General features: G+C 66.1%; 24 protein-coding genes. 12 read left to right on the top strand and 12 right to left on the bottom strand.

All coding sequences use genetic code 11. The features are described 5' to 3' along the window. The first annotated feature begins 82 nt into the window (after positions 1-82). From AC3IMC_RS08025 to AC3IMC_RS07970, 12 genes are all read left to right on the top strand, one after another. Positions 83-739, top strand: a complete 657-nt coding sequence (locus AC3IMC_RS08025) for an SDR family oxidoreductase (RefSeq protein WP_490917868.1) — start codon at positions 83-85, stop codon at positions 737-739. 135 nt (positions 740-874) lie between these two features. After that, the gene (locus AC3IMC_RS08020) at positions 875-2,587 is read left to right on the top strand and encodes a glycoside hydrolase family 13 protein (RefSeq protein ID WP_490917866.1); all 1,713 of its coding nucleotides are present in this window, start codon (positions 875-877) and stop codon (positions 2,585-2,587) included. A gap of 31 nt (positions 2,588-2,618) precedes the next feature. Continuing rightward, the gene (locus tag AC3IMC_RS08015) at positions 2,619-3,560 is read left to right on the top strand and encodes an aldo/keto reductase (RefSeq protein ID WP_490917864.1); all 942 of its coding nucleotides are present in this window, start codon (positions 2,619-2,621) and stop codon (positions 3,558-3,560) included. Between the two features lie 167 nt (positions 3,561-3,727). Next, positions 3,728-4,591, top strand: a complete 864-nt coding sequence (locus tag AC3IMC_RS08010) for an HpcH/HpaI aldolase/citrate lyase family protein (protein ID WP_454482653.1) — start codon at positions 3,728-3,730, stop codon at positions 4,589-4,591. A gap of 29 nt (positions 4,592-4,620) precedes the next feature. Then, positions 4,621-5,562, top strand: coding sequence for a DUF2797 domain-containing protein (locus AC3IMC_RS08005; RefSeq protein WP_490917862.1), 942 nt, complete (start codon positions 4,621-4,623; stop codon positions 5,560-5,562). A 20-nt stretch (positions 5,563-5,582) separates the two neighbouring features. After that, positions 5,583-5,807 (top strand): DUF3188 domain-containing protein, encoded by a 225-nt coding sequence (locus tag AC3IMC_RS08000; RefSeq protein ID WP_490917860.1) that lies wholly within the window; start codon positions 5,583-5,585, stop codon positions 5,805-5,807. 65 nt (positions 5,808-5,872) lie between these two features. Continuing rightward, positions 5,873-6,334 (top strand): FAS1-like dehydratase domain-containing protein, encoded by a 462-nt coding sequence (locus AC3IMC_RS07995; RefSeq protein ID WP_454482648.1) that lies wholly within the window; start codon positions 5,873-5,875, stop codon positions 6,332-6,334. A gap of 2 nt (positions 6,335-6,336) precedes the next feature. After that, entirely contained in the window at positions 6,337-6,774 is a 438-nt protein-coding gene (locus AC3IMC_RS07990) for a MaoC family dehydratase (protein ID WP_490917859.1), read from the top strand. Between the two features lie 10 nt (positions 6,775-6,784). Next, positions 6,785-8,068: an MFS transporter gene (locus tag AC3IMC_RS07985; RefSeq protein WP_490917857.1), complete on the top strand. Its 1,284-nt coding sequence runs from the start codon at positions 6,785-6,787 to the stop codon at positions 8,066-8,068. A gap of 41 nt (positions 8,069-8,109) precedes the next feature. Further along, positions 8,110-9,177, top strand: coding sequence for a UDP-N-acetylmuramate dehydrogenase (locus AC3IMC_RS07980; RefSeq protein ID WP_490917855.1), 1,068 nt, complete (start codon positions 8,110-8,112; stop codon positions 9,175-9,177). Between the two features lie 35 nt (positions 9,178-9,212). Continuing rightward, complete coding sequence (locus tag AC3IMC_RS07975; protein WP_490917854.1) at positions 9,213-10,316, top strand: winged helix DNA-binding domain-containing protein; 1,104 nt, start codon at positions 9,213-9,215, stop codon at positions 10,314-10,316. Positions 10,317-10,465: 149 nt separating this feature from the next. After that, positions 10,466-11,431: a hypothetical protein gene (locus AC3IMC_RS07970; RefSeq protein ID WP_490917853.1), complete on the top strand. Its 966-nt coding sequence runs from the start codon at positions 10,466-10,468 to the stop codon at positions 11,429-11,431. Between the two features lie 59 nt (positions 11,432-11,490). Here AC3IMC_RS07970 and asd read toward each other — a convergent pair whose 3' ends face one another. The 12 genes from asd to AC3IMC_RS07910 all read right to left on the bottom strand — a co-directional run bounded on the left by asd (position 11,491) and on the right by AC3IMC_RS07910 (position 21,295). Beyond that, entirely contained in the window at positions 11,491-12,621 is a 1,131-nt protein-coding gene (asd, locus tag AC3IMC_RS07965) for an aspartate-semialdehyde dehydrogenase (RefSeq protein WP_490917851.1), read from the bottom strand. A gap of 94 nt (positions 12,622-12,715) precedes the next feature. After that, the gene (locus AC3IMC_RS07960) at positions 12,716-13,117 is read right to left on the bottom strand and encodes a hypothetical protein (protein WP_490917850.1); all 402 of its coding nucleotides are present in this window, start codon (positions 13,115-13,117) and stop codon (positions 12,716-12,718) included. After that, positions 13,104-13,520, bottom strand: coding sequence for a hypothetical protein (locus AC3IMC_RS07955; RefSeq protein WP_490917848.1), 417 nt, complete (start codon positions 13,518-13,520; stop codon positions 13,104-13,106). Before AC3IMC_RS07955 ends, AC3IMC_RS07960 begins: the two co-directional genes overlap by 14 nt. Continuing rightward, positions 13,507-13,920, bottom strand: coding sequence for a hypothetical protein (locus AC3IMC_RS07950; protein WP_490917847.1), 414 nt, complete (start codon positions 13,918-13,920; stop codon positions 13,507-13,509). Before AC3IMC_RS07950 ends, AC3IMC_RS07955 begins: the two co-directional genes overlap by 14 nt. 280 nt (positions 13,921-14,200) lie before the next feature. Beyond that, on the bottom strand, positions 14,201-14,611 hold the full coding sequence (locus AC3IMC_RS07945; protein ID WP_490917845.1) for a hypothetical protein: 411 nt from the start codon (positions 14,609-14,611) through the stop codon (positions 14,201-14,203). Further along, complete coding sequence (locus tag AC3IMC_RS07940; protein ID WP_490917844.1) at positions 14,608-15,249, bottom strand: hypothetical protein; 642 nt, start codon at positions 15,247-15,249, stop codon at positions 14,608-14,610. The genes AC3IMC_RS07945 and AC3IMC_RS07940 overlap by 4 nt, the downstream gene beginning before the upstream one ends. Positions 15,250-15,271: 22 nt before the next feature. Then, positions 15,272-16,303, bottom strand: a complete 1,032-nt coding sequence (locus AC3IMC_RS07935) for a hypothetical protein (protein WP_490917842.1) — start codon at positions 16,301-16,303, stop codon at positions 15,272-15,274. Between the two features lie 112 nt (positions 16,304-16,415). Then, positions 16,416-16,634, bottom strand: a complete 219-nt coding sequence (locus AC3IMC_RS07930; protein ID WP_490917840.1) for an NF038396 family protein — start codon at positions 16,632-16,634, stop codon at positions 16,416-16,418. Positions 16,635-16,638: 4 nt separating this feature from the next. Beyond that, positions 16,639-17,223, bottom strand: coding sequence for a dihydrofolate reductase (locus AC3IMC_RS07925; protein WP_490917839.1), 585 nt, complete (start codon positions 17,221-17,223; stop codon positions 16,639-16,641). After that, positions 17,220-18,023: a thymidylate synthase gene (locus tag AC3IMC_RS07920; protein WP_490917837.1), complete on the bottom strand. Its 804-nt coding sequence runs from the start codon at positions 18,021-18,023 to the stop codon at positions 17,220-17,222. The genes AC3IMC_RS07925 and AC3IMC_RS07920 overlap by 4 nt, the downstream gene beginning before the upstream one ends. A gap of 42 nt (positions 18,024-18,065) precedes the next feature. Next, on the bottom strand, positions 18,066-19,034 hold the full coding sequence (locus AC3IMC_RS07915; protein WP_490917835.1) for an NUDIX hydrolase: 969 nt from the start codon (positions 19,032-19,034) through the stop codon (positions 18,066-18,068). A gap of 11 nt (positions 19,035-19,045) precedes the next feature. Beyond that, a complete protein-coding gene (locus AC3IMC_RS07910; protein ID WP_490917834.1) occupies positions 19,046-21,295 on the bottom strand; it encodes an RNA degradosome polyphosphate kinase in 2,250 nt (749 codons plus the stop codon). Positions 21,296-21,369: the final 74 nt, after the last annotated feature.

Below are 21,369 nucleotides of genomic sequence, written 5' to 3'. Positions count from 1 at the left end.
GGAAAGCCGGGCTAGGGCATAAAGGCCCTGTTCAGGGCCGCCTGGCCCTTGGAATTGTCCCCTGGGCGGGCAGAATGGGTGCATGACACGCATCGCCATCATCGGCGGCCACGGCAAAGTGGCCCTCCTCCTGTCCGCCATGCTTGCCGACGAGGGACACGGCGTCACCTCGTTTATCCGGAACCCGGACCATTCCGCGGACGTGGCGGATACCGGTGCCACGCCGGTGGTCCTGGACGTGGAGAACGCGACGACGGCGGACATCGCCGCGGCGCTGGAAGGCCACGACGCCGTGGTCTGGTCCGCAGGCGCCGGCGGTGGCAACCCGGGACGCACCTACGCAGTGGACCGGGACGCCGCCATCCGGTCGATGGATGCCGCAGCCCAGGCCGGCGTGGACCGGTACGTCATGGTCTCCTACCTGGGCGCGGGCAAGAACCACGGCGTGCCGGAAGACAACAGCTTTTACGCCTATGCAGAGGCCAAGGCGGCCGCGGACGAATATTTGCGCGGCAGCAGACTGGCGTGGACCATCCTCGGTCCCGGCGCGCTCACGGACAAGCCCGGGACCGGGCTGATCGACATCGACCCGGCCCCCGGGGGTTCCCGCGAAACCTCCCGAGCCAACACTGCGATCGTGGCGGCGGCAGTGCTGGACCTGCCGCAAACCGCTGGGCGGACCATTGAGTTCCGGGACGGCACGCTGCCCGTGGCAGCAGCCTTGGAACCGCGGCCGTAGCCGGTCCCGGGAGAGTCCGTCCGGATCCCGTCCGGGCATGCTGTTGACCTTCCCCTGCAAGGCGCGAATAATGGATCCGGAAGTAAATTTAGATTCAATATAAATATCTCCGCCGCTGAAGAAAAGGATCAAGCCTTGTCCACCACTGCCACCTTGGCAACCCTGTCCGACTCTGACCGTCTGGCTGACCCGAACTGGTGGCGCCAGGCGTCCGTCTACCAGATCTACCCGCGCAGCTTCGCCGACTCCAACGGCGACGGCATCGGCGACCTCAAGGGCATCACGGCTAAGGTCCCGTACCTGAAGACGCTGGGTATCGACGCCGTCTGGCTGAGCCCGTTCTACCCTTCGGCCCTGGCTGACGGCGGCTACGACGTTGACGACTACCGCGACGTGGACCCCAAGCTGGGCACGCTGGCGGACTTCGATGAGATGGCCAAGGCCCTGCACGAAGCCGGCATCAAGCTGATTGCTGACATCGTCCCCAACCACTCCTCGAACCGGCACAAGTGGTTCCAGGAAGCCCTGGCCTCGCCGAAGGGCTCACCTGCCCGCGACCGCTACATCTTCCGCGATGGCAAAGGCCCCAACGGCGAGTTCCCGCCGTCGGACTGGGACTCCGTGTTTGGCGGCCCCGCCTGGGAGCGCATCACGGAACCGGACGGCACCCCGGGCCAGTGGTACATGCACATCTTCGCCAAGGAGCAGCCGGACCTGAACTGGTCCAACCGGGAGATCCGCGAGGACTTCCTCAAGACCCTGCGCTTCTGGTCCGACCGCGGCGTTGACGGCTTCCGCGTGGACGTTGCGCACGCCCTCACCAAGGACCTCACCGAGCCGCTGCTGTCCAAGCTGGAACTGAGCGCAGCGAACACCGGTGTGGACGGGTTCGACGATGGCACGCACCCGTTCTGGGACCGGGACGAAGTGCATGAGATCTATGCCGAGTGGCGCGAGGTGTTCAACGAGTACAACCCGCCGCGCACTGCCGTCGCCGAAGCCTGGGTGCACGCTACCCGCCGCGCCCGCTACGCGAGCCCCCAGGGCCTTGGCCAGGCGTTCAACTTCGACCTGCTGCAGGCCGACTTCGACGCCGCGGAGTACCGGGAAATCATCACCCGCAACCTCGCCGAAGCCGCGGCCACCGGCGCCTCCTCCACCTGGGTGTTCTCCAACCACGACGTCGTCCGCCACGCCACGCGCTACGGCCTGCCGCAGGTGGCCAAGGAAAAGGCGGGCGCCAAGGGCCAGGACGGCAAGGACTGGCTGCTCGCCGGCGGCCCGAAGGACCAGCTGGATGTTGAACTCGGCGAGCGCCGTGCCCGCGCTGCCACGTTGCTGATGCTCGCCGTCCCGGGTTCCGCCTACCTCTACCAGGGTGAGGAGCTGGGCCTGCAGGAAGTGGCCGAAATTCCGGACTCCGAGCGCCAGGACCCGTCCTTCTTCCGCAACAAGGGAGTGGAAATCGGCCGCGACGGCTGCCGCGTGCCGCTGCCGTGGAAGGTGGAAGGCACCTCCTTCGGGTTCGGCGACGGCGGCTCGCACCTGCCCCAGCCGGACTGGTTCAGCAAGTACGCGGTGGAGGCCCAGGACGGAACGGAAGGCTCCACCCTGGAGCTCTACCGGACCGCCCTCAAGCTGCGCCGGGAACTGCAGACCAATGAGGACCTCGAGTGGGTCGAAAACGCCAATCCTGACGTACTGCACTTCAAGCGCCCCAACGGCTGGCAGTCGGTGACCAACTTCGGGAACGCCACTGTGGACCTTCCGGCCGGAAAGGTCCTGGTCAGCAGCGCGCCGCTCGAGGACGGCGAGCTGCCCGCGAACACCACCGCGTGGCTGCGCTGATGCACGGCCGCGGCGAAGGCACAGGCCGCTGATGCAGGAGCTGATCTACGGGTGCATGGGCCTGGGCGGCAGCTGGTCCGACGAGCCGCATGGCAGCAGCCATGTGGACGAGGCCGCGGCTGCCGTCCAGGCTGCCCTGGACGCCGGAATCACCTTGTTCGACCACGCGGACATCTACCGGAACGGCAAATCGGAGGCGGTCTTTGGCGAGGTCCTTGCGGCCACGCCGGGGCTCCGGGAACGCGTCAGGCTGCAGACCAAGTGCGGCATAAGGTTGAACGAGCGCGGGCTGCAGACGCACTACGACCTCAGCCGCGAAGCGATCCTTGAGCGGGTCAACGGCAGTCTCAAAAGGCTCCGGACGGACTACGTCGACATTCTCCTGCTGCACCGCCCCGACCCCCTGGCGGACCCCGCGGAGGTGGCTTCCGCCGTCGGGCAGCTGATGGCGGAAGGCAAGGTCCGGCAGCTGGGTGTGTCCAACATGTCCGGCCCGCAGATTGAGGCGCTGCAGGACCGGCTGGAGACGCCGGTGGTTGCCAACCAGCTGGAAATGAGCCTGCTCAAGCGGGCGTGGCTGGAAAGCCAGGTCCTGGTGAACCATCCCGGCCACCTGGACTACAGCTTCCCGCACGGCACCGTGGAGTTCTGCGCGCGCAACAAGATCACGCTGCAGGCCTACGGCTCACTGGCCCGCGGGGCCTACACCGGCGTGGAGCCGGAGAGCCCGGCGTCCCCGGAGGCGGCCACCACGGAACTCGTGGCGCAGCTGGCAGCGGAATACGACGCTACCGGCGAAGCTGTGCTGCTGGGCTGGCTGATGAAGCACCCGGCAGGCATCGCCCCGGTGATCGGGACGGTCAATCCGGACCGTATCCGCGCCTGCCGCGACGCGGCCAGGGTGGCTGAGGCCATGACGCGGCCCGACTGGTACAGACTCTGGGTGACTGCGCGCGGCAGCAACATCCCCTGACCCCTCCTCACCAGGTAGCGCCAGGCGTCGTTGTGAACCCCAAAACGACGCCTGGCGCTACCTGCTTTCCCCCAGCGGGCCGGTCACAACCCGTTTAGTTCGTATTGATCCTCACAAGCTGGCCGTTTTCTTCGCCGCGCCGCTTGCGGGCCCGATACGGTAGATACATGACGTCTACCATCGCCGCCGAAACCGTAAGGCCGGAACGCAATATCCCCGCAGAGATCGCCCGCTCCTGGCTGCTGGTCAATGCCATGAAGCCGGAGCTCTTCGACCAGTCGGCCGTGTCCCGTGCCGACTCGATCATCCTGGATATTGAAGATGCCGTGGACCCCTCGCAGAAGGACCAGGCCCGGAACAACGTGATCGACTGGCTGACCGCCGGCGGCAAGGCCTGGGTCCGGATCAACGACGCCACCAGCCCGTTCTGGGCGGACGACCTCGCTGGCCTGCGCGGCACCCCCGGCCTGCTGGGCGTCATGCTCGCCAAGACCGAATCCGCCGACCAGGTGACCGAGAGCTACCACCGCATGGACGGCAAGACCCCCGTCATTCCGTTGGTGGAGTCCGCCGTCGGCATCGAGGAAGCCAACAACATCGCCAAGGCACAGGGCGCGTTCCGTCTGGCCTTCGGCTCCGGCGACTTCCGCCGCGACACAGGCATGGCCGCCACCCCGGAAGCCATGGCTTACCCGCGGGCCAAGCTCGTCGTGGCCAGCCGCGTGGGCAACCTGCCGGGTCCCATCGACGGCCCCACCGTGGGCACCAACCACCCCATCCTGCGCGAGCAGACCGGCATCACCGTGATGATGGGCATGACCGGCAAGCTGTGCCTCGCCATCGACCAGACCCCGGTGATCAACGAGGTCATCAGCCCCACGCCGTCCGACGTCGCCTGGGCCACCGACTTCATGGCTGATTTCGAAGCCAACGGCCGCGTCATCCGCGACGGCTCCGACCTGCCCCGCCTGGGCCGCGCCGAGAAGATCATGAAGCTCGCGGTAGCCTTCGGGGTGCAGCCCGCCCTGTAGTGGCGCCCAGCTTTTTCCAGGAGGCCCCGTTGACCGATACCCGCTATCTGGTCCACGGGGTCTTTTGGGATGGGCCGGCTCCCAAGGCAGCGGACGACGGCGACGCACCGGTTTTATGCCTCCAGTCACCGGACGGGGACTTCCGGCAGTTGCGCCTGCACGCCGGCGCGCGCCTGGGCTTCGAGGTGGTCCAGCCGGGCAGGTCCTGCCTGGGGCACGTGGTGGTTCATTCCCCATCGCGGCGGGAACACATCCTCTGTGCGGCCGGTACGCCCGCGTCGAAGGGCAAGCAGTGTGAGCGGTGCTTCATGCTGGACGAATCCCGGCTGATGCACGACTTCCACCGCGGCGGCCGGGTCACTCCGGGGCTGCGTGACTACCTGATGCAGGAACACTGGCTCTATGTCGCCACCTTCGCCGGCGGTGCCACCAAGGTGGGGACGGCATCCGGCCCACGGAAGTGGAACCGGCTCGCGGAGCAGGGCGCCGCGGCCGCGAGGTACGTGGCACGGGCAAAGGACGGCCGGGTGGTGCGTATCCTCGAGGACCTGGTGACGTCCGAAGCCGGGCTGACGCAGCAAATCCGGTCCGCAGCCAAGGCGGACGCCCTGCTGGAGCCCCTTCCCGCCCAGCGCCTGGACGCCATTAATGTCCACGCCGCCGCAGGGGCCCGCGCACTGCTGGCCGGCACCGCCGTCGACGGCTTCGAGACGGTGGAGGAGCGGTGGGTCCGGCCGGCCCGGGCTGACGCCCTCTATGGGACTGACGCTTTCCGCCACGCGTACCCGCATCCACTGGACGCAGGCCGGCACGGCTTCGGCATAGCCGCCCTGAGCGGGCCCAACGCCCTGGCACGGCTGGACGGCACCGATGCTGAGTTCGTGGTCAACCTGTCCCAGCTGGCTGCCCGGACCATTGTCCTGGGGAACTATGCGTCCGTGGTGCCGGCGATCCAGGAGTCCCTCTTCTGAAGGCCCGGTAAACTGGGTGGGTGCTGAACGAATTCTGGGCCGCCGCGCCAACCCGCTACAAAGTCCTGGTCTTCAGCGCGATGGGACTGATCGCCGTCGGCATCATCCTCAACCTGGTGGGCAACACCAGCGGCAACCAGGGGCTGGCCATGGCCTCGCTGCCGCTGATCGGTCTGGGCCTTGTCCTGCACGTGGCCGGCATCGTGGTCCGCGGCCAGGCAATCCGCAAGAACCTCCGCCGCTAGCCGCCGCCGGAACGGTACCGGCGGGCTTTTCCGGCCGCCACTGACCGGGCGATAGGCTGGAGGCCATGACTATCAATCCGGACCTGCAGGGGCGAAGCTACCCTGCCGCAGAGGTGTACGACGTCGGCCGCGAGAAGATCCGCGAGTTCGCCCGCGCCGTGAAGGCCACCCACCCTGCACACTTCGATCTTGACGCCGCCAAGGCCCTGGGCCACCGCGACCTCGTGGCCCCGCCCACGTTCGCCATCATCATCGCCCAGCGCGCGGACGCCCAGCTGATCGAGGATCCGGCAGCCGGCATCGATTTCTCCCGCGTGGTCCACGCCGACCAGCGCTTCACCCACCACCGTCCCATCGTCGCCGGGGACCGCCTCGTCGCGGAACTGCACGTCGACGGCGTCCGGGCCATGGGCGGCGGCGCCATGATCACCACCCGCTCCGAGATCTTCGCCCTTGGCGACGGCGACGCCCGTGAACACGTCACCACCACCACGTCATCCATCCTGGTCCGCGGAGAGGGACAGTAACCATGAGCCCCAGCTTCAACGAACTCAGCGCCGGCCAGGAGATCGGCAGCCGCACCATCGAGGTCACCCGCACCGACCTGGTCAAGTACGCCGGCGCGTCCGGCGACTTCAACCCCATCCACTGGAACGAGGCCTTCGCCACGAGCGTGGAACTGCCCGGCGTCATCGCCCACGGCATGTTCACCATGGGCTCCGCTGTCCAGCTGGTCAGTGACTGGGCGGGTGACCCGGGCGCCGTCGTCGATTTCCAGACCCGCTTCACCAAGCCCGTCCTGGTCACCGACACCACGGGCACGCAGGAGCCCGGCGCCACCATCGAGGTCAGCGGCACCATCGGCAAGCTCGACGCCGATGCCGGCACCGCACGTGTCGACCTCACCGTCGTCTCGGCCGGGCAGAAGGTCCTGATGAAGGCCCAGGCGCTCGTCAAGCTGTCTTGAGTATCCACCCTTGAGCGCAGGCGCCGGAACCGAGGCCACCTCCCTCCAGGTGAGGCAGTGGCGCAACGCGGTAGTGGTGGCCTATGCGGCCAGCGGCCTTGCCTTCGCCTCCTGGGTGTCCCGGCTTCCGGCCATCCGGGACGCCCTGGACCTCACTCCTGGCAATGTCGGGATCCTCCTGCTCTGCATGACGCTGGGGTCCTTCGCCTCCGTCTCAGCATCAGGGCTGGTGGTGCTGCGACTGGGATCCAAGCGGGCCATCCGGACCGGAAGCATCATGGTGGGCGCCGGCCTGCTGGCCACCGGTTTTGGCACAACTGTGTTATCCAGCCCGGTGGCGACCGCCGTGGGGCTCGCAGTCATCGGACTGGGTACCGGCAGCTGGAACACGGCGTCGAACGTTGAGGGCGCGGCGGTGGAACGGGCCGTGGGCCGGCACATCATGCCGCGGCTGCACGGGGCGTTCAGCCTGGGGACCGTTGCGGGCGCCGGACTGGGCGCAGGTGCCGCGGCAGTGTCCCTGCCGGTGTTCTGGCACCTCGCTGCGGCAGGTGCGGTGGTCGCGGTGTCGGTGGCGACGGCGGCGGCCCGGTTCCGTGCCGACATCACCCCCGCGGCGGGGGAGCGCGCCTACGTTCCGGACAACTTCGAGGACCCGGTCACCGGTCCCATCCCCGTCATTGCCGCCGGAACCGCATCCGGTGGCGCACCGCTGGACAACAAACGCAAGATAGCGCAGGCGTGGCGGGACCGGCGGACCCTGCTGCTGGGCGTCCTGGTGCTGGGCCTCGCACTGGCCGAGGGCGCGGCGGGGGACTGGGTGGCCCTTGCCCTGGCGGACGGCCACGGGCAGACCGATGCTGCCGGCGCCGCCGGCTACGGACTGTTCGTGACTTTCATGACCATCGGACGCTTCGCCGGAACAGTCGTGCTGGACCGCTTTGGCCGCGTGCCGGTCATGCGATGGTGCGCCGCCCTGGCTGTCGTGGGCCTGGGCGTGTTCGTCTTCGCCACCGCGCCCTGGTTGGCCTACGTGGGACTTGCCGCCTGGGGGCTGGGCGCCTCCCTCGGCTTCCCGGTGGGCATGTCCGCCGCGGCCGATGACCCCGCCATGGCCGCCGCCCGGGTCTCAGTGGTGTCCACCATCGGCTACGCCGCGTTCCTCTGCGGGCCACCGCTGCTGGGCCTGCTGGCCGAACACGTGGGTATCCTGCATTCGCTGCTTGCCGTCATGGTGATGCTTGCGGTGAGCTTCGTCCTGTCGCCGGTGGCCCGGAAAGCTGCCGGTACCTAAAGGAACTGCGTTACGTAAGTATCTTCAAGTACTGTGGATCGGTGACTTCCACGCTGCTTTCCTCCCTGACCACCTCCGCCGTCGGTGGCCCCGCCGGCAAGTTCATCGAGGCCCGGACCGAGGCTGAAATCATCGATGCCGTACGGTCCGCGGATGCTGCGGGGGAGCAGGTCCTCATCGTCAGCGGAGGGTCCAACCTCCTGGTGTCCGACGACGGGTTCCCCGGGACCGTCGTGAAGATCGCCTCCGAGGGGTTCACGGTCAACGCGGAGGACTCCTGCGGCGGTGTCGCCGTGGTGGTGCAGGCCGGCCACAACTGGGACCAGTTGGTGGAGCACGCCGTCCGCCACGCCTGGTCCGGGATCGAGGCCCTGTCCGGCATTCCGGGCTCCACCGGGGCGACGCCGGTGCAAAACGTTGGTGCCTACGGCGCCGAGGTCTCCCAGACGATCGCAGCCGTCCGCACCTGGGACCGCGAACAGAACGCTGTGAAGACCTTCACCAACTCCGAACTGAAATTCGGCTACCGCGACTCCATCCTCAAACAGACCACGGTCAACGGCTCGCCGCGGTACGTGGTCCTTACGGTGGAGTTCCAGCTGCCGCTGGGCCGGATGAGCGCGCCGATCCGCTACGCCGAGCTCGCCCGATCGCTTGGCGTGGAGCCGGGCAAGCGCGCGTACTCCAACGACGTCCGCCGCGAGGTCCTCCGGCTGCGTGCTTCCAAGGGCATGGTGTGGGACGCTGCGGACCGGGACACGTACTCCACCGGTTCGTTCTTCACCAACCCCATCGTGCCCGCGGACGTGGCGGACAGGCTGCCGGAAACGGCACCCCGCTACCCGGCCGGAACTGATGGCCTGGTAAAGCTCTCCGCGGCTTGGCTGATTGACCAGGCAGGATTCGGCAAGGGCTTCGGCCTGGAGCCCGACGGCGTGTCGGGTGGCCGGGCCTCATTGTCCACCAAGCACACGCTCGCCATCACCAACCGCGGCTCAGCCAGCGCTGCAGACATGGTGGCCGTCGCGCGGGAGGTGCGTGCCGGCGTCGAACGCTGCTTCGGCATTTCGCTGCACCCGGAGCCGCTGCTGATTGGCCTCGAACTGTAGGCATTCCCGGCCGTAACCAGGCCTAGGATGGGGCCATGGCTCCGCACGCTTCCCTGCGCGACCGCAGGATACTGGGACGGCTTCGGCTGGCATCCCAGCGGCTCGTGGGCGAGGCCGCGGCGACCGTACCTGAGCTGGTCCGCTGGATGACCGCGATGCAGGCGCAGGACCCGCCGGCAGCGCTCTGGGCCGTGGGCGTCCGGGTGCCCGCGGCAGGACTCGCCGACGTGAGGGACGCCATCAATGCCGGAACTGTGGTCCGGTCGTGGCCGATGCGTGGAACGCTGCACCTGGTGGCTCCGGAGGACCTGCGGTGGATGCTGGAGCTCACGGCTGAACGGCTCACCAAAAGCATTGCAGGCCGTCACCGGCAGCTGGAGATCACGTGGGCGGATGTCGAAAAGGCCCGGGACATCGCGCTGGAGCACATCCATGCGGAAGGCCCCGTCGGCCGGGCGGACCTGTTCCGGGTCTTCGACGCCGCCGGCCAGCCGACCCAAGGCCAAAGGGGGATCCATCTGCTCGGCTCGCTGTGCCGGCATGGTTGGCTGGTACTGGGTCCGCTGTCGGGAAACCAGCAGCTGATCGCCGCCTTCGAGCAATGGATCCCAGAGTCCCGCAGCCTCGGCCGCGAGGAGGGGATCGCGGAGTTCGCGCTCCGCTATTTCCGCAGCCACGGCCCGGCAACGCTCCGCGACTTCGCTTGGTGGACCCAGCTGCCGCTGACCGAGGTGCGGGCTGCTTTTGAAAGCGTCCGGGGCGCCTTGGTGGAGCTGGAGTTTGAGGGCACCAGTTACTGGATGTCGCACGACGTGGCAGCCTTGCTGGACGCCGGCGTGCCCGGGGCCCGGTCCGTGCACCTGCTGCCCGGATTCGATGAGTTCGTCCTCGGCTATACAGACCGGTCCGCCGTCCTGGCGCCGGAGCACTCCGACTTGATCGTTCCCGGCGGAAACGGCGTGTTCAAGAAGACGGTGGTCGCGGCGGGGAAGGTGGTGGGCACCTGGGCGCTGCAGGGCTCGGGGACTGGCGCCGCCGTCGTACCTGAACTCTTTGACGGGACCGCGACGCTGGGCCCCGCAGCGCAGGCAGCCCTCACCAAGGCCGCCCGGCGGTACACGACGTTCCTGGCCTCCTGATGCGGGCCGAACGCACGAGCGGCCCTGCCCCGCACGAACGGTGCTGCCCAGCACCGGTTATGCGGGGCAGGGCCGCCCTCGGCCGGTCACTGTCCACATAGGCCGATCCGTCCGTGTCCGGCGTCTTCCCGCCACGCCACCCTTTAACCATGGAATCGGGACAAGTGCGGGCCTTGGTCGATGCGAAGTGGCCGGATGCGCCCGTCGCATCGTTGCGGCAACTGGCCGCGGCAAGCCTGGACGACCGTGTGCTCACCGCCGCGGTCCGCAACGGCATCCTAATCCGATTGCGCAGAGGGGCCTACGTGAGGCAGCGGGAGTGGCAGGCCGCCACACCGTGGGAGCGCGATCGTCTGCTGGTCACCGCACACTACGAATCCACGGGTGGGCTGTCGCGCTACAGCCACCTGAGCGCCGCCAGGCTGCATGGGTGCAGTGTCTGGAGGTCACCACCGCTGATCCACGTCACCACTGGATACTCGAATTCAGGGTCCAGTGCCGGGACGGATGTCCGCACACACCAGCTTCCCCTGACGGATGAAGAGCGCATATCGCTGTGGACCGTGGACGGGCGCGAAATTTTCACTACCAGCCTCGAACGGACGGTCCTGGATTGCGCACGGATCTTGCCGCTGGACGAGGCTGCGGTGATCGGCGACCACGCACTGCGGAAGGGTGCAAGCCTCGAGTCCATGCAGCGGTTGCTCGATGAGAGCCCGACTAAGCGTGGCAGCCGAAGGGCCGCGAACCTGCTGGCCGTGCTGGATGGCCGGTCAGAATCGGCGGGGGAGACGCGGACCAGGCTGCTGCTGCATTCGTTTGGCCTTCAGGCTTTCGCTCCCCAGGTGGAGATCCATACGCATGAGGGTCTCTTCAGGGCGGACTTCGCGGATCCGGAGGCCCGGGTCATCATCGAATTCGACGGCCGGGCGAAGTACACCGACTACGCTCCCACCGAAGATGTTCTGCTTGCCGAGCGCGGCCGGGAGAACGCGCTGCAGGAGCTGGGGTGGGCGGTTTTCCGGATCAATTGGAAGCAACTCGAGCGGCCGGGAGAGCTGCGGCACAGGTTGTTGGCTTTTCTGGTCATGCAAAAGCGGCCCTTCCCCGCATAACCGGTGCAGGGCAGCAGCGGTTATGCGGGGGAGGGCCGCTCGTGAAGCAGCTGTAGGCGTTACAGGTTGCCGGTGGCGATGTTGAGCATGCGGCGCAGCGGCTCGGCGGCGCCCCAGAGGAGCTGGTCACCCACGGTGAAGGCGCTGATGTACTGCGGGCCCATCTCCATCTTGCGGATGCGGCCCACGGGGATGTCCAGGGTGCCGGAAGCCGCGACGGGGGTCAGCTCGGCCATGGAGGCTTCCTTGGTGTTCGGAACCACCTTGGCCCACTGGTTGTCCTCGTCCAGCAGCTTCTCGATCTCGGCCACGGACAGGTCCTCGCGGAGTTTGAGGGTGAGGGCTTGGGAGTGGGAGCGCATGGCGCCGATGCGGACGCAGAGGCCGTCCATGATTACCCGGTTTTCGTCAGTGGTGCCCAGGATCTTGTTGGTCTCCACCCCGGCCTTCCACTCTTCCTTGGACTGCCCATTGCCCAGGTCGGCGTCGATCCAGGGGATCAGGGAGCCTGCCAGGGGGACGCCGAACTGGGTGGCGTCGATGTCGGTGCGCTGGTGGGCCAGGACCTTGCGGTCGATGTCCAGGATGGCCGACGCCGGGTCGTCCAGTTCCGTGCTGACCTCAGCGTTGAGCGTGCCGAACTGGCTGAGCAGCTCACGCATGTGCCGGGCGCCGCCGCCCGAGGCTGCCTGGTAGGTCATGGAGGTGCCCCACTCGACCAGCCCGTTCTTGAACAGTCCGCCGAGGCCCATGAGCATGCACGAGACGGTGCAGTTGCCGCCGATGAAGTCCTTGGTGCCGTTGACCAGGCCCTTGTCGATGACGTCGCGGTTGATGGGGTCCAGCACGATGATCGAGTCGTCGTTCATGCGCAGGGTGGAGGCGGCGTCGATCCAGAGGCCGTCCCAGCCGCGGCTGCGCAGGTCGCCGTGGACCTGCTTGGTGTAGTCGCCGCCCTGGGCAGTGACAATAATCGGCAGCTTCGCCAGGGTGTCGAGGTCGAACGCGTTCTCGAGCTTGCCGGCACCATCAGCGAAGGAAGGCGCGGCACCTCCCGCGTTGGAGGTGGAGAAGAACACCGGGTTGATGTTGGCGAAGTCGCCCTCGTCCTGCATGCGCTGCATCAGGACGGAACCGACCATGCCGCGCCATCCGACCAGGCCGACGGAAGGGGTAGCTGCTGTAGTCATTCGATTATTTTAGACGGCCCAACCGGAAGGGCGCAGTCGGTTACGTCACGCCCGGGCTGGGATTAATTCGCGACGGCGGCACGCGCTTTAGGCGTTATTCCACCGGCCGCGGAAGATCCCTGGCCTTGCGCAGCTTCTCCGCCTTGCGTTCCCGGAAGTATCCCGACCAGCCTGCAAACAGCGGGTAGAGGACCAGCAAGTACATCCACCAGGTTCTGCCCAGGATTTCCCACTGGTCGGTCAGTGCCATCTGGACGATGGCGTAAAGCATCAGACCGAAGAAGGCCGTCATCAGGAGGGAAAGGAACAACAGCCCGCCCGCGGAGTTCACGGGCTTGGTGATGCCGAGGCCGTCATCCTTCCTGACCCCGTACTCGTCTTCTCTGTAGGCAACCACCTCCCCATTCTCGGCGAGGCGATGCAGCACGCGCTGTCGAGGCGGCGGGTAGGGAACGTAGCCCGGTTCCTGCGGCACGCCCTTGCTACGCCTGGCCATGCCGGTCCTGGCCCCAATCAAGCTGGCGGGCGCTGGGTTCCGGGATTCCCCGTTCCGCCCGCAGCCGCTTGGCCCTCGAAGCCACCTTCGCCATGCGAAGGGCGTACACGGCACCGCCGACTCCGGCTGCCGTTAAGAACAATGCGCTCCACATCGGGTCTCCACCCCTTGCGGTCGGTCCGGCAACCAGGAAAACGGAGAAGACTGCCACGGCAGCAAGGAAGACCGCCATCACGAGGAATCCGCCCGCCGACCGTACCTGTGCGTGCGAGCTCGCTGTGACTATGCCAAGTTCTTCCCTTGAATAGCTGTGCAGTTCGCCCGTCACGGTGCCGTGGAGGATCCGCTTGTCATTCTTTGCAAGGGACGCTTGGCGCTTGTTCGGTGAATCACTGGTTGACATGTCCTGCTCCTGGTTCCGGTGCGTTCCGTTCTTTGCGCAGCTTCTTGGCCCGATATTCGTCCCTCGCCATGCCGAAGGTATACCAGGCTCCCAGGCCGGTCATGGCCGTCAGGAATAATGCACCCCAGAACGGCTGCTGGCCGCGGCCCAACGGGTCCAGCAGTAAGCCCAAGGAAAGAATGACCAAAAACCCGAAAACTGCAGTGAGGATACCCATGCCCCACCATGTCCGGACCTGTGCCTGTCCTCGGCCCGGGGAAAAGCCGATCTCATTTCCTGGATAACTGTGCACTTCACCGGTATTGGTCCTGCGCAGTACCCGCTTTTCCCCCCCGGCGAGCGCTTCCTTATGCCCGGCGTAAACGGCGTCGTTGTGCCGCTCCTGGTCTGAGCTGTCCATCAAGGCCGCTTACATCCTTGTCGTTGGCGGGGGCATCGGCGACGCCTCCTCGGGAAACGGGCGCGTGCTGTCCGGGAAGTTGTCGCGGGTTCATGGCGATGGTTGAAGGATTGGCTGGAAGCCGCCGATGCCCATTCTTCCCTTGTGAAGGAATGTACGGTGCGTTCCATTCCCGTTGCATAGAAGTATGGGCGCTCGATAAGCAACTTTTGTATTGCGGAACCAGACGACGAGCGCCACGCCGCTGAATCATCGTTTTTCATGGTGGCACCCAACCTGGCTACCAGTCCGCTTGCCTTGAGCGGCGGGTAGGAGGCTCAAGGGTTTTTCCCGCTGCCTTCCGGAGGCGCGTCGCTTTACGTTCTTTGAAGTAGTAAATCCATGTCGTTGGGACGATCCAAAGCCCGAAGGCAATGGCGAACACCAGTTGGCCCCAATTCGGTTGTTCTGTACCGTCCACAAATAACTTGACGATAAGCACCGCTACCACGGCCATGATCGCTGTGATCAGGATGCTCAGGAAGAGTAAGCCGCCAGCAGAGTTAATCGGCTTGACGGCGCTGCCGACGTCTCCTTTGTAGACCCCGTATTCCTCAACGGTAAGGCCCTGGCGTGCTGCCTCGGCCTCCACCTGACGGGCGTAGTAGCCCTTCTTGCGGCCAATTTGAGGCCGGTTGGTGCCCTCGCTCATTCCGCTTCACCGCGGGTAGTCGTGATCCGGCGCAAGAGATCCTCGCTGTCGAGGCCCGTAGTTTCAACGACATCCTGGGTGGGATCAAGGACTTTGCCAACTGCCCAGCCGCCGGCGTCAGGCCGGATGAGGAGGTGATCATCATCGCCCATCCTGCGCACGCGGATGAAGGCGGTTCCCTCCGGGTGGTTGCTCACATGTTCTTTGATGATGGACAACTCGGCCTCCGCGCCGGGGACTGTGGGGTCTTGGGCGAACACAAACCAGGTCTCCAGCGTTCTCGGCTGGAGCAGCAGGGAGACCTCGTCCGACTCAAGGTGGACCACAGTGTCTGTGACGTCGGGGGTAATGAGGCTGATTTCCGTCCAGCGATGCGCTTTTGCCAGCGTGTATGCGACGGCAACAGCGGGTCCTTCGAGTTCGAGGTCTTCACCTACAGTGGCGAAGCCTCGCCCGAGCAGGGAGGAAGCGCCGGCAGCGCAGAGGCGTTCAGCGCCTACCTCCACTTCGAGCCGAAGGACTTCAGCCGACTTCTTGGCAGGAGCCGTCCCAAATAGTTTGAGCATGAAGGCCATCTCGGCGAAGCCGAAACCAACGGCTGAATCTGAAGCCGTTTCCCCTTGCATCGTGCGGGTCATCCTCAAGCTCCTTTGATTTGCACTAACCGATTCCAAGGAAGTTCGCTGCACTCTTGCCCAAGTCGGCCAGGTTCTTCCCGGTCTCCGCGACAAACGCTGCGCTTTCAGCAGCCTTCCTCGCCACAATTTCGCCGGCATCCTTTGCCGATCCGTTGACGAACGTCTTAACCGCCGGTATCTCGTAGAGCGCGATGCCAGCGCTGGCCACCTGACAGACGGTCCCGGCTGGAGGCGGAAGGAAGCATGCTACACCCAGTCCCGTTTTCACTCCGGACCAAATGGCGTCGCCCGTTTTGCCTTCCTTGATGTAGTTCGCGGTGTCCAGGCCACTCAACCCGATACCTAGCCACCCCACCCCCCGGCCCAGGCCGCCCTTGCCCAGCGCCTCCAGTACGGGGCCCTTTCCTTTGAAGAACAAGGGGGCCTCCTCGAAGAAACCCCTGAATTTGCTGAGGGAAGGGAAATATTTGAAAAGGTTTTTAGCGCCCAGAAGATCGGAAGGTGACTCCAAAAGGTTGTAAGTGACGCTTCGGGCAGGGAACATCTTCCATGCCCTGGCATCCCGAAGGGCTTCAGCACCGTGGCTCCCCAGGACTGCCAGCCCAAAGACGTTCTTGGGCAGGTCAAAACCAGCCTTGATCTGACCGCGCAAGCCCCAGCCGTCCCGGAACGGTGAGCCCTTGGCCAGCCAATCAGGCCCCCATGGATTCACTAGAGATCCGGAACCAGGCCCGCCGAAGCCGGGGATCCCAGGAACCGGACCGCCGCCCGAGCCCGCGCCGTCGGTGCTCGCCAGTTCCTGTTCATCCGCGTTCTTGAGCAGAACCTTCGATTCCTGCTGCAGCCGGGATGCGGTTTGCTGAAGAAGGGCCCGGTGGTTGCCGTTCCAGTCAGAGCGGAACCGCTGGGCGTCGGCGCCTTTCCAGGCCGGGGTGTTGTTGATCTGGCTGCTCAATTGTGTCGACTGCTGCTGCAGCAAGTCCGCTGTCTTGCTGAACTGCTGCGCCAGAGTCCGCAGCTGCGCCACGTCGGCGCCCCACACGTTTCCTGTCACCAGGCTTCCCCCAATATTTATCCAACAGCCCCCACAGTGCTGTGTGCCCCCAGCCTAGGGCAGGACCGGGCCGCCCGCGATGGGGCGGTCTCCCCATGCGCGGCCGGAAGCGCTAGCTCCGGTCCGACTGCTCCAGCACCGCTGCCTTGCGAGCACGCAGGGCGAAGAAAGCACCGAACGCGAAGACCTGCGTCACCACCACCAGCACGATGGCCCCGGCGATCTTGTTGCCGCCCAGGATCATGGTCAGCCCGACGATCGCGGACAGCAGCGCGAGCAGCGGCAGCAGCATGTAGCCCAGGACGAACAGGGTTTCCGGTTTCTTCAGCATGTTCCTAGCCCTCGGTCCGTGACCATTTGGTGAATCGGTAGCGCGTGCCGTTGGCGGCGGTCAGCCAGCCGTCCGGCGGGACGGAGGCGGACGCCTCCCAACTGGTGCCAAGCTCCGGGGCGAACGTGTCGCCGTCGGCCTTCACGTCGATGGTGGTGACCACCGCGACGTTGGCGAGCTCGGTTGACTGGCGGAAGACGTCCCCGCCGCCCAGGATCCAGACCGTCTCGCCGCCGTCGACGAACTGCGACTCAAGCAGCGCATCATCCAGGGAGGGAACCACGACGGCGCCCTCCGCCTCGGGCGTGTTGGCCCAGTCCTTCTGCCGGGTGATCACGATGTTCGTGCGCCCGGGCAGGGGACGGTACTTGTCCGGAAAGGACAGCCACGTCTTGCGGCCCATGATGACCGGGTGCCCGGTGGTCAGCCGGGTGAAGTGCTTCAGGTCCTCCGGCAGGTGCCAGGGCATGTCCCCGTCCTTGCCGATGACGCCGTCGGAAGTCTGGGCCCACACCAGGCCGACGCCGGTCACCGAAGCGGCCAGCTCCTCCGTGAAGGACTGTGGATCCGTGGAATTTTCGGTGCTCATACGGCGATCGGAGCCTTGATCGTGGGGTGGTGCTTGTAGCCCACCACTTCGAAGTCCTCCAGCGTGTAGTCGAAGATCGACTCCGGTTTCCGGTTGATCTTCAACTGCGGGTATTCGTAAGGCTCGCGTTCCAGCTGCTTGAGGACCTGGTCCATGTGGTTTTCGTAGATGTGCACGTCACCGCCCGTCCAGACGAATTCGCCTGGTTCGAGCCCCACCTGCTGGGCGACCATGCAGGTGAGCAGAGCGTAGGAGGCGATGTTGAAAGGCACACCCAGGAACATGTCCGCGGAGCGCTGGTAGAGCTGGCAGGAGAGCTTGCCGTTGGCCACATAGAACTGGAAGAAGGCGTGGCACGGCGGCAGCGCCATGTCGTTGAGCTCGGAGACATTCCAGGCGGAAACGATGTGCCGGCGCGAGTCCGGGTTGGACTTCAGGTTCTCCACCAGCTCCGCGATCTGGTCGATGTGGCCGCCGTCCGGCGTGGGCCAGCTGCGCCACTGCACGCCGTAGACCGGGCCCAGGTCGCCGTCCTCGTCAGCCCATTCGTTCCAGATGGTGACGCCCTGGTCCGTCATCCACTTGATGTTGGTTTCACCGCGCAGGAACCACAGGAGCTCTACTGCCACGGACTTGAAGTGGACCCGCTTGGTGGTGATCAGCGGAAAGCTCTTGGAAAGGTCAAAGCGGATCTGGCGGCCGAAAACACTGGTGGTTCCGGTGCCCGTGCGGTCCGACTTATGGGTGCCGGAGGCCAGGACATCGCGCAGGAGGTCTTCATAGGGCGTTGGGATGCTCACGCCCCAAGTCTACTTGGCCTACACCGGCGAAATGCGAAGCTCCTAGTCGTCAAACGGCTTGAACTGCTCCACGGCCACGATCTTGTTCTTGCCGCCGTTGGCCACGTGGCACACCACGGCTTCCCCCGGCGACAGGTAGGGCTCCTTCGACGGGAGCAGGCTCGCCAGCCGGGCCGGCATGTGCTCGGCCACCTGCCGGAGCACCGTGGGGAGCGCAGGCCGATGGGTGCAAACCACCACCGGCCGCTGCTTGTCGAACAGGGCCTTAACGGTGTTGGCCGTCTTCTTCGGACTGCGGTGGTGCCGGTGTTCGGTCAGCGCCTCTACCAGCTTCACCTTCGCCCCTGACGCCTTGGCATAGGGCGCCACCGTCGCCACGCACCGCAGCCAGGGGCTGGTAACCACCCGGGACGGCTTCCATGCCTGAAGCATCCGGCCCACCGCCTGCGCCTGCCGTGTTCCGGTGGCGGCGAGCGGACGTTCCCCTTCGGCCTTGCTCCAGGACGACCGGGGTTTGGCTTTGGCGTGCCGGAGGACGATCAGCGGCCAGGTGTCCAGCTCGCGGCGGACGTGGGCTTCGCGCAGGTATTCAAGGGGTACGACGTCGGACGGGTTGGACAGCAGCGAAGCGGCCCTTTCGGGGCTGCACCACATGACGCTGTCCACTTCCTTGCCGTCGGGAACCAAGCGGGCACCATTCGCCTTCACCGCCCAGTAGTGCACCACCTTCAGGCCCGACGCCACGTGGTAGTGGATGGGCGGCAGAGGGATGCCCAGCGGCGCGTCGAGGCCTATCTCTTCGCGCACCTCACGTACGGCGCACTCAGGGACGGTCTCGCCGTCGTCGATTTTCCCCTTCGGCCAGGACCAGTCGTCATACCGGGGCCGGTGGATCAGGAGGACTTCCAGCCGGTCCTTGGTGACCCGCCACGGCAGGGCGCCGGCAGCGACGACCGCTATGGGTTCCCCGGGATGGTCTGTCTGGTCAGCTACGAGTGCATCGCTCGACAACGCCGGGTCCTTTATCGCCGGCTCAGGCTGCGCTGGCGCGGCCGGGAGGCCAGGAGCCAGGACTGGACGTCTTCAAGCGGCTTCCCGTCCTCGGACAGGTGGTGCCGTGTCCAGTTCCCTTCGTTGTCCAGGTGCCAGCTCGACGTCTCCGGCGCCATGTAGCGCTGCATGAGGTCAAGGACGTACGCGATGTCGTCGGGGCTGGCCAGCTGGACCAGGGCCTCCACCCTGCGGTCCAGGTTGCGGTGCATCATGTCTGCGGATCCGATATACACCACGGGGTCCCCGCCGTTGGCGAAGGCGAACACGCGGGAGTGCTCCAGGAACCTGCCCAGGATGGAGCGCACGGTGATGTTGTCGCTGAGGCCCGGAACGCCGGGGCGCAGCGAGCAGATTCCGCGCACCACCACGTCGACCTTCACCCCTGCCTGGGAGGCGCGGTACAGGGAGTCGATGATGGCTTCGTCCACCATGGAGTTCACCTTGATCTGTACGCGTCCGGGCACGCCGGCACGGGCGTTGCGGATCTCCGTTTCGATCCGGTCGATCAGCCCGGACCGCACGGACCGTGGTGCCACCAGCAGCCGCTTGAACGTGGATTTGGGGGCGTAGCCGGAGAGCTGGTTGAACAGCTTGGACAGGTCCTCGCCCACCTGGTCGTTGGCGGTGAGCAGGCCCAGGTCCTCGTAGTAGCGCGCGGTGCGGGGGTGGTAGTTGCCGGTGCCGATGTGGCAGTACCGGCGCAGCCCGTCCACCTCCTGGCGCACCACCAGCGAGAGCTTGCAGTGCGTCTTCAGGCCGACAATGCCGTACACCACATGCACCCCGGCCTGTTCCAGCTTCCGCGCCCAGGAAATGTTGGCCTGCTCGTCAAACCTGGCCTTGATTTCCACGAGGGCCAACACCTGCTTGCCGGCCTCTGCGGCATCAATCAGGGCGTCGACGATGGGGGAGTCGCCGGAAGTCCGGTACAGGGTCTGCTTGATGGCCTGCACTTTCGGGTCCGCCGCGGCCTGCTCCAGGAAAGCCTGGACCGAGGTCGAGAACGAGTCGTACGGGTGGTGCAGCAGGATGTCCCGGCGGCGCATGGCGGCGAAGACATTCGCTGCCTTGGAGGTCTCGGACTCGTTCAGGTACCGCGAGGTGTGCGGCATGTGCTTGGGGTAGTGCAGGTCGGCCCGGTCGATCCCGGCGATCACGGACAGGCCGCGCAGGTCCAGGGGAGCGGGGACCGAGTACACCTCGGATTCCTCCACGCCCAGCTCGCGGATCAGCAGCGACCGGATGTTCGGGTTGATGTCCGTGGTGACCTCAAGCCTGACCGGAGGCCCGAAGCGGCGGCGCAGGAGTTCCTTTTCCAAGGCCTGGAGGAGGTTCTCGGCGTCGTCCTCTTCCACCTCGACATCCTCGTTGCGGGTGACGCGGAAGCTGTGGTGCTCCAGCACCTCCATGCCCGGGAACAGCTTGTCCAGGTGGACGGCGATGACATCCTCGAGGGAGATGAACCGTGCCACCCGGCCCGGCACTGCGCCGGCGCGGGGACCGTCGATGGAAATCAGCCGGGGCAGCTGGTCCGGCACCTTGACGCGGGCGAAGAGCTCCTTGTCGCTGACCGGGTTCCGGACCACGACGGCGAGGTTCAGCGACAACCCGGAGATGTAGGGGAAAGGGTGGGCCGGGTCGACGGCCAGCGGGGTGAGGATGGGGAACACTTTTTCGGCGAACATCACGCTGAGCTGCTGCTGCGCGGCGTCGTCGAGCTCTTCCCACTGCATCAGGTGGATGTGCTCGTAGGCCAGGGCAGGCCGGATCTGGTCCGCATAGACCTGCGCGTGCCGCTCCTGCAGCCGGTGCGCAGCCTCGCTGATCCTCTCCAGCACCTCCACCGGGCTCAGGCCTGCGGGGGACGGCACGGCAAGTCCCGTGGCGATGCGCCGTTTCAGGCCTGCCACTCGGACCATGAAGAACTCGTCCAGGTTGGACGCGAAGATCGACAGGAAGTTGACCCGTTCCAGCAGGTGCAGGTTGGGGTCCTCGGCCAGTTCCAGCACCCGTGCGTTGAAGGCCAACCAGCTCAGTTCCCGGTCCAGGAACCGGTCCGGGCGGATGTCGCCCTCAGGCTGCAGGTTCGGGGCGAACTCCGGGATGTCGATGCGGTCCTGGGTGGCCCGTGACGCCGGTACCTCGGAGGAACCGAATCGGGCGCGCACCGGCACTGCAACATCCTGTGGCGTGGCTGTTCCGGACGGTTCCGGGTTCATGGCTTCTCCTTTACCTGCCGGTGTGCTGCCGGCGCATCCGCCCCGCACGGTTCGTTTTCAACCTTACAAGCATT

The organism is Arthrobacter sp. E70 (assembly GCF_058266945.1).
The sequence above is the reverse complement of the archived record's forward strand: the minus strand, read 5'-3'. Positions and strand labels throughout refer to the sequence as shown.

Excerpts from the sequence above, each read along its gene's own strand:
- AC3IMC_RS08025 (WP_490917868.1), top strand. The coding sequence starts at position 83 with ATGACACGCATCGCCATCATCGGCGGCCACGGCAAAGTGGCCCTCCTC.
- AC3IMC_RS08015 (WP_490917864.1), top strand. The coding sequence starts at position 2,619 with ATGCAGGAGCTGATCTACGGGTGCATGGGCCTGGGCGGCAGCTGGTCC.
- AC3IMC_RS08010 (WP_454482653.1), top strand. The coding sequence starts at position 3,728 with ATGACGTCTACCATCGCCGCCGAAACCGTAAGGCCGGAACGCAATATC.
- AC3IMC_RS07995 (WP_454482648.1), top strand. The coding sequence starts at position 5,873 with ATGACTATCAATCCGGACCTGCAGGGGCGAAGCTACCCTGCCGCAGAG.
- AC3IMC_RS07990 (WP_490917859.1), top strand. The coding sequence starts at position 6,337 with ATGAGCCCCAGCTTCAACGAACTCAGCGCCGGCCAGGAGATCGGCAGC.
- AC3IMC_RS07975 (WP_490917854.1), top strand. The coding sequence starts at position 9,213 with ATGGCTCCGCACGCTTCCCTGCGCGACCGCAGGATACTGGGACGGCTT.
- AC3IMC_RS07970 (WP_490917853.1), top strand. The coding sequence starts at position 10,466 with ATGGAATCGGGACAAGTGCGGGCCTTGGTCGATGCGAAGTGGCCGGAT.
- asd (WP_490917851.1), bottom strand. The coding sequence starts at position 12,621 with ATGACTACAGCAGCTACCCCTTCCGTCGGCCTGGTCGGATGGCGCGGC.
- AC3IMC_RS07960 (WP_490917850.1), bottom strand. The coding sequence starts at position 13,117 with ATGGCCAGGCGTAGCAAGGGCGTGCCGCAGGAACCGGGCTACGTTCCC.
- AC3IMC_RS07955 (WP_490917848.1), bottom strand. The coding sequence starts at position 13,520 with ATGTCAACCAGTGATTCACCGAACAAGCGCCAAGCGTCCCTTGCAAAG.
- AC3IMC_RS07950 (WP_490917847.1), bottom strand. The coding sequence starts at position 13,920 with ATGGACAGCTCAGACCAGGAGCGGCACAACGACGCCGTTTACGCCGGG.
- AC3IMC_RS07945 (WP_490917845.1), bottom strand. The coding sequence starts at position 14,611 with ATGAGCGAGGGCACCAACCGGCCTCAAATTGGCCGCAAGAAGGGCTAC.
- AC3IMC_RS07940 (WP_490917844.1), bottom strand. The coding sequence starts at position 15,249 with ATGACCCGCACGATGCAAGGGGAAACGGCTTCAGATTCAGCCGTTGGT.
- AC3IMC_RS07930 (WP_490917840.1), bottom strand. The coding sequence starts at position 16,634 with ATGCTGAAGAAACCGGAAACCCTGTTCGTCCTGGGCTACATGCTGCTG.
- AC3IMC_RS07925 (WP_490917839.1), bottom strand. The coding sequence starts at position 17,223 with ATGAGCACCGAAAATTCCACGGATCCACAGTCCTTCACGGAGGAGCTG.
- AC3IMC_RS07910 (WP_490917834.1), bottom strand. The coding sequence starts at position 21,295 with ATGAACCCGGAACCGTCCGGAACAGCCACGCCACAGGATGTTGCAGTG.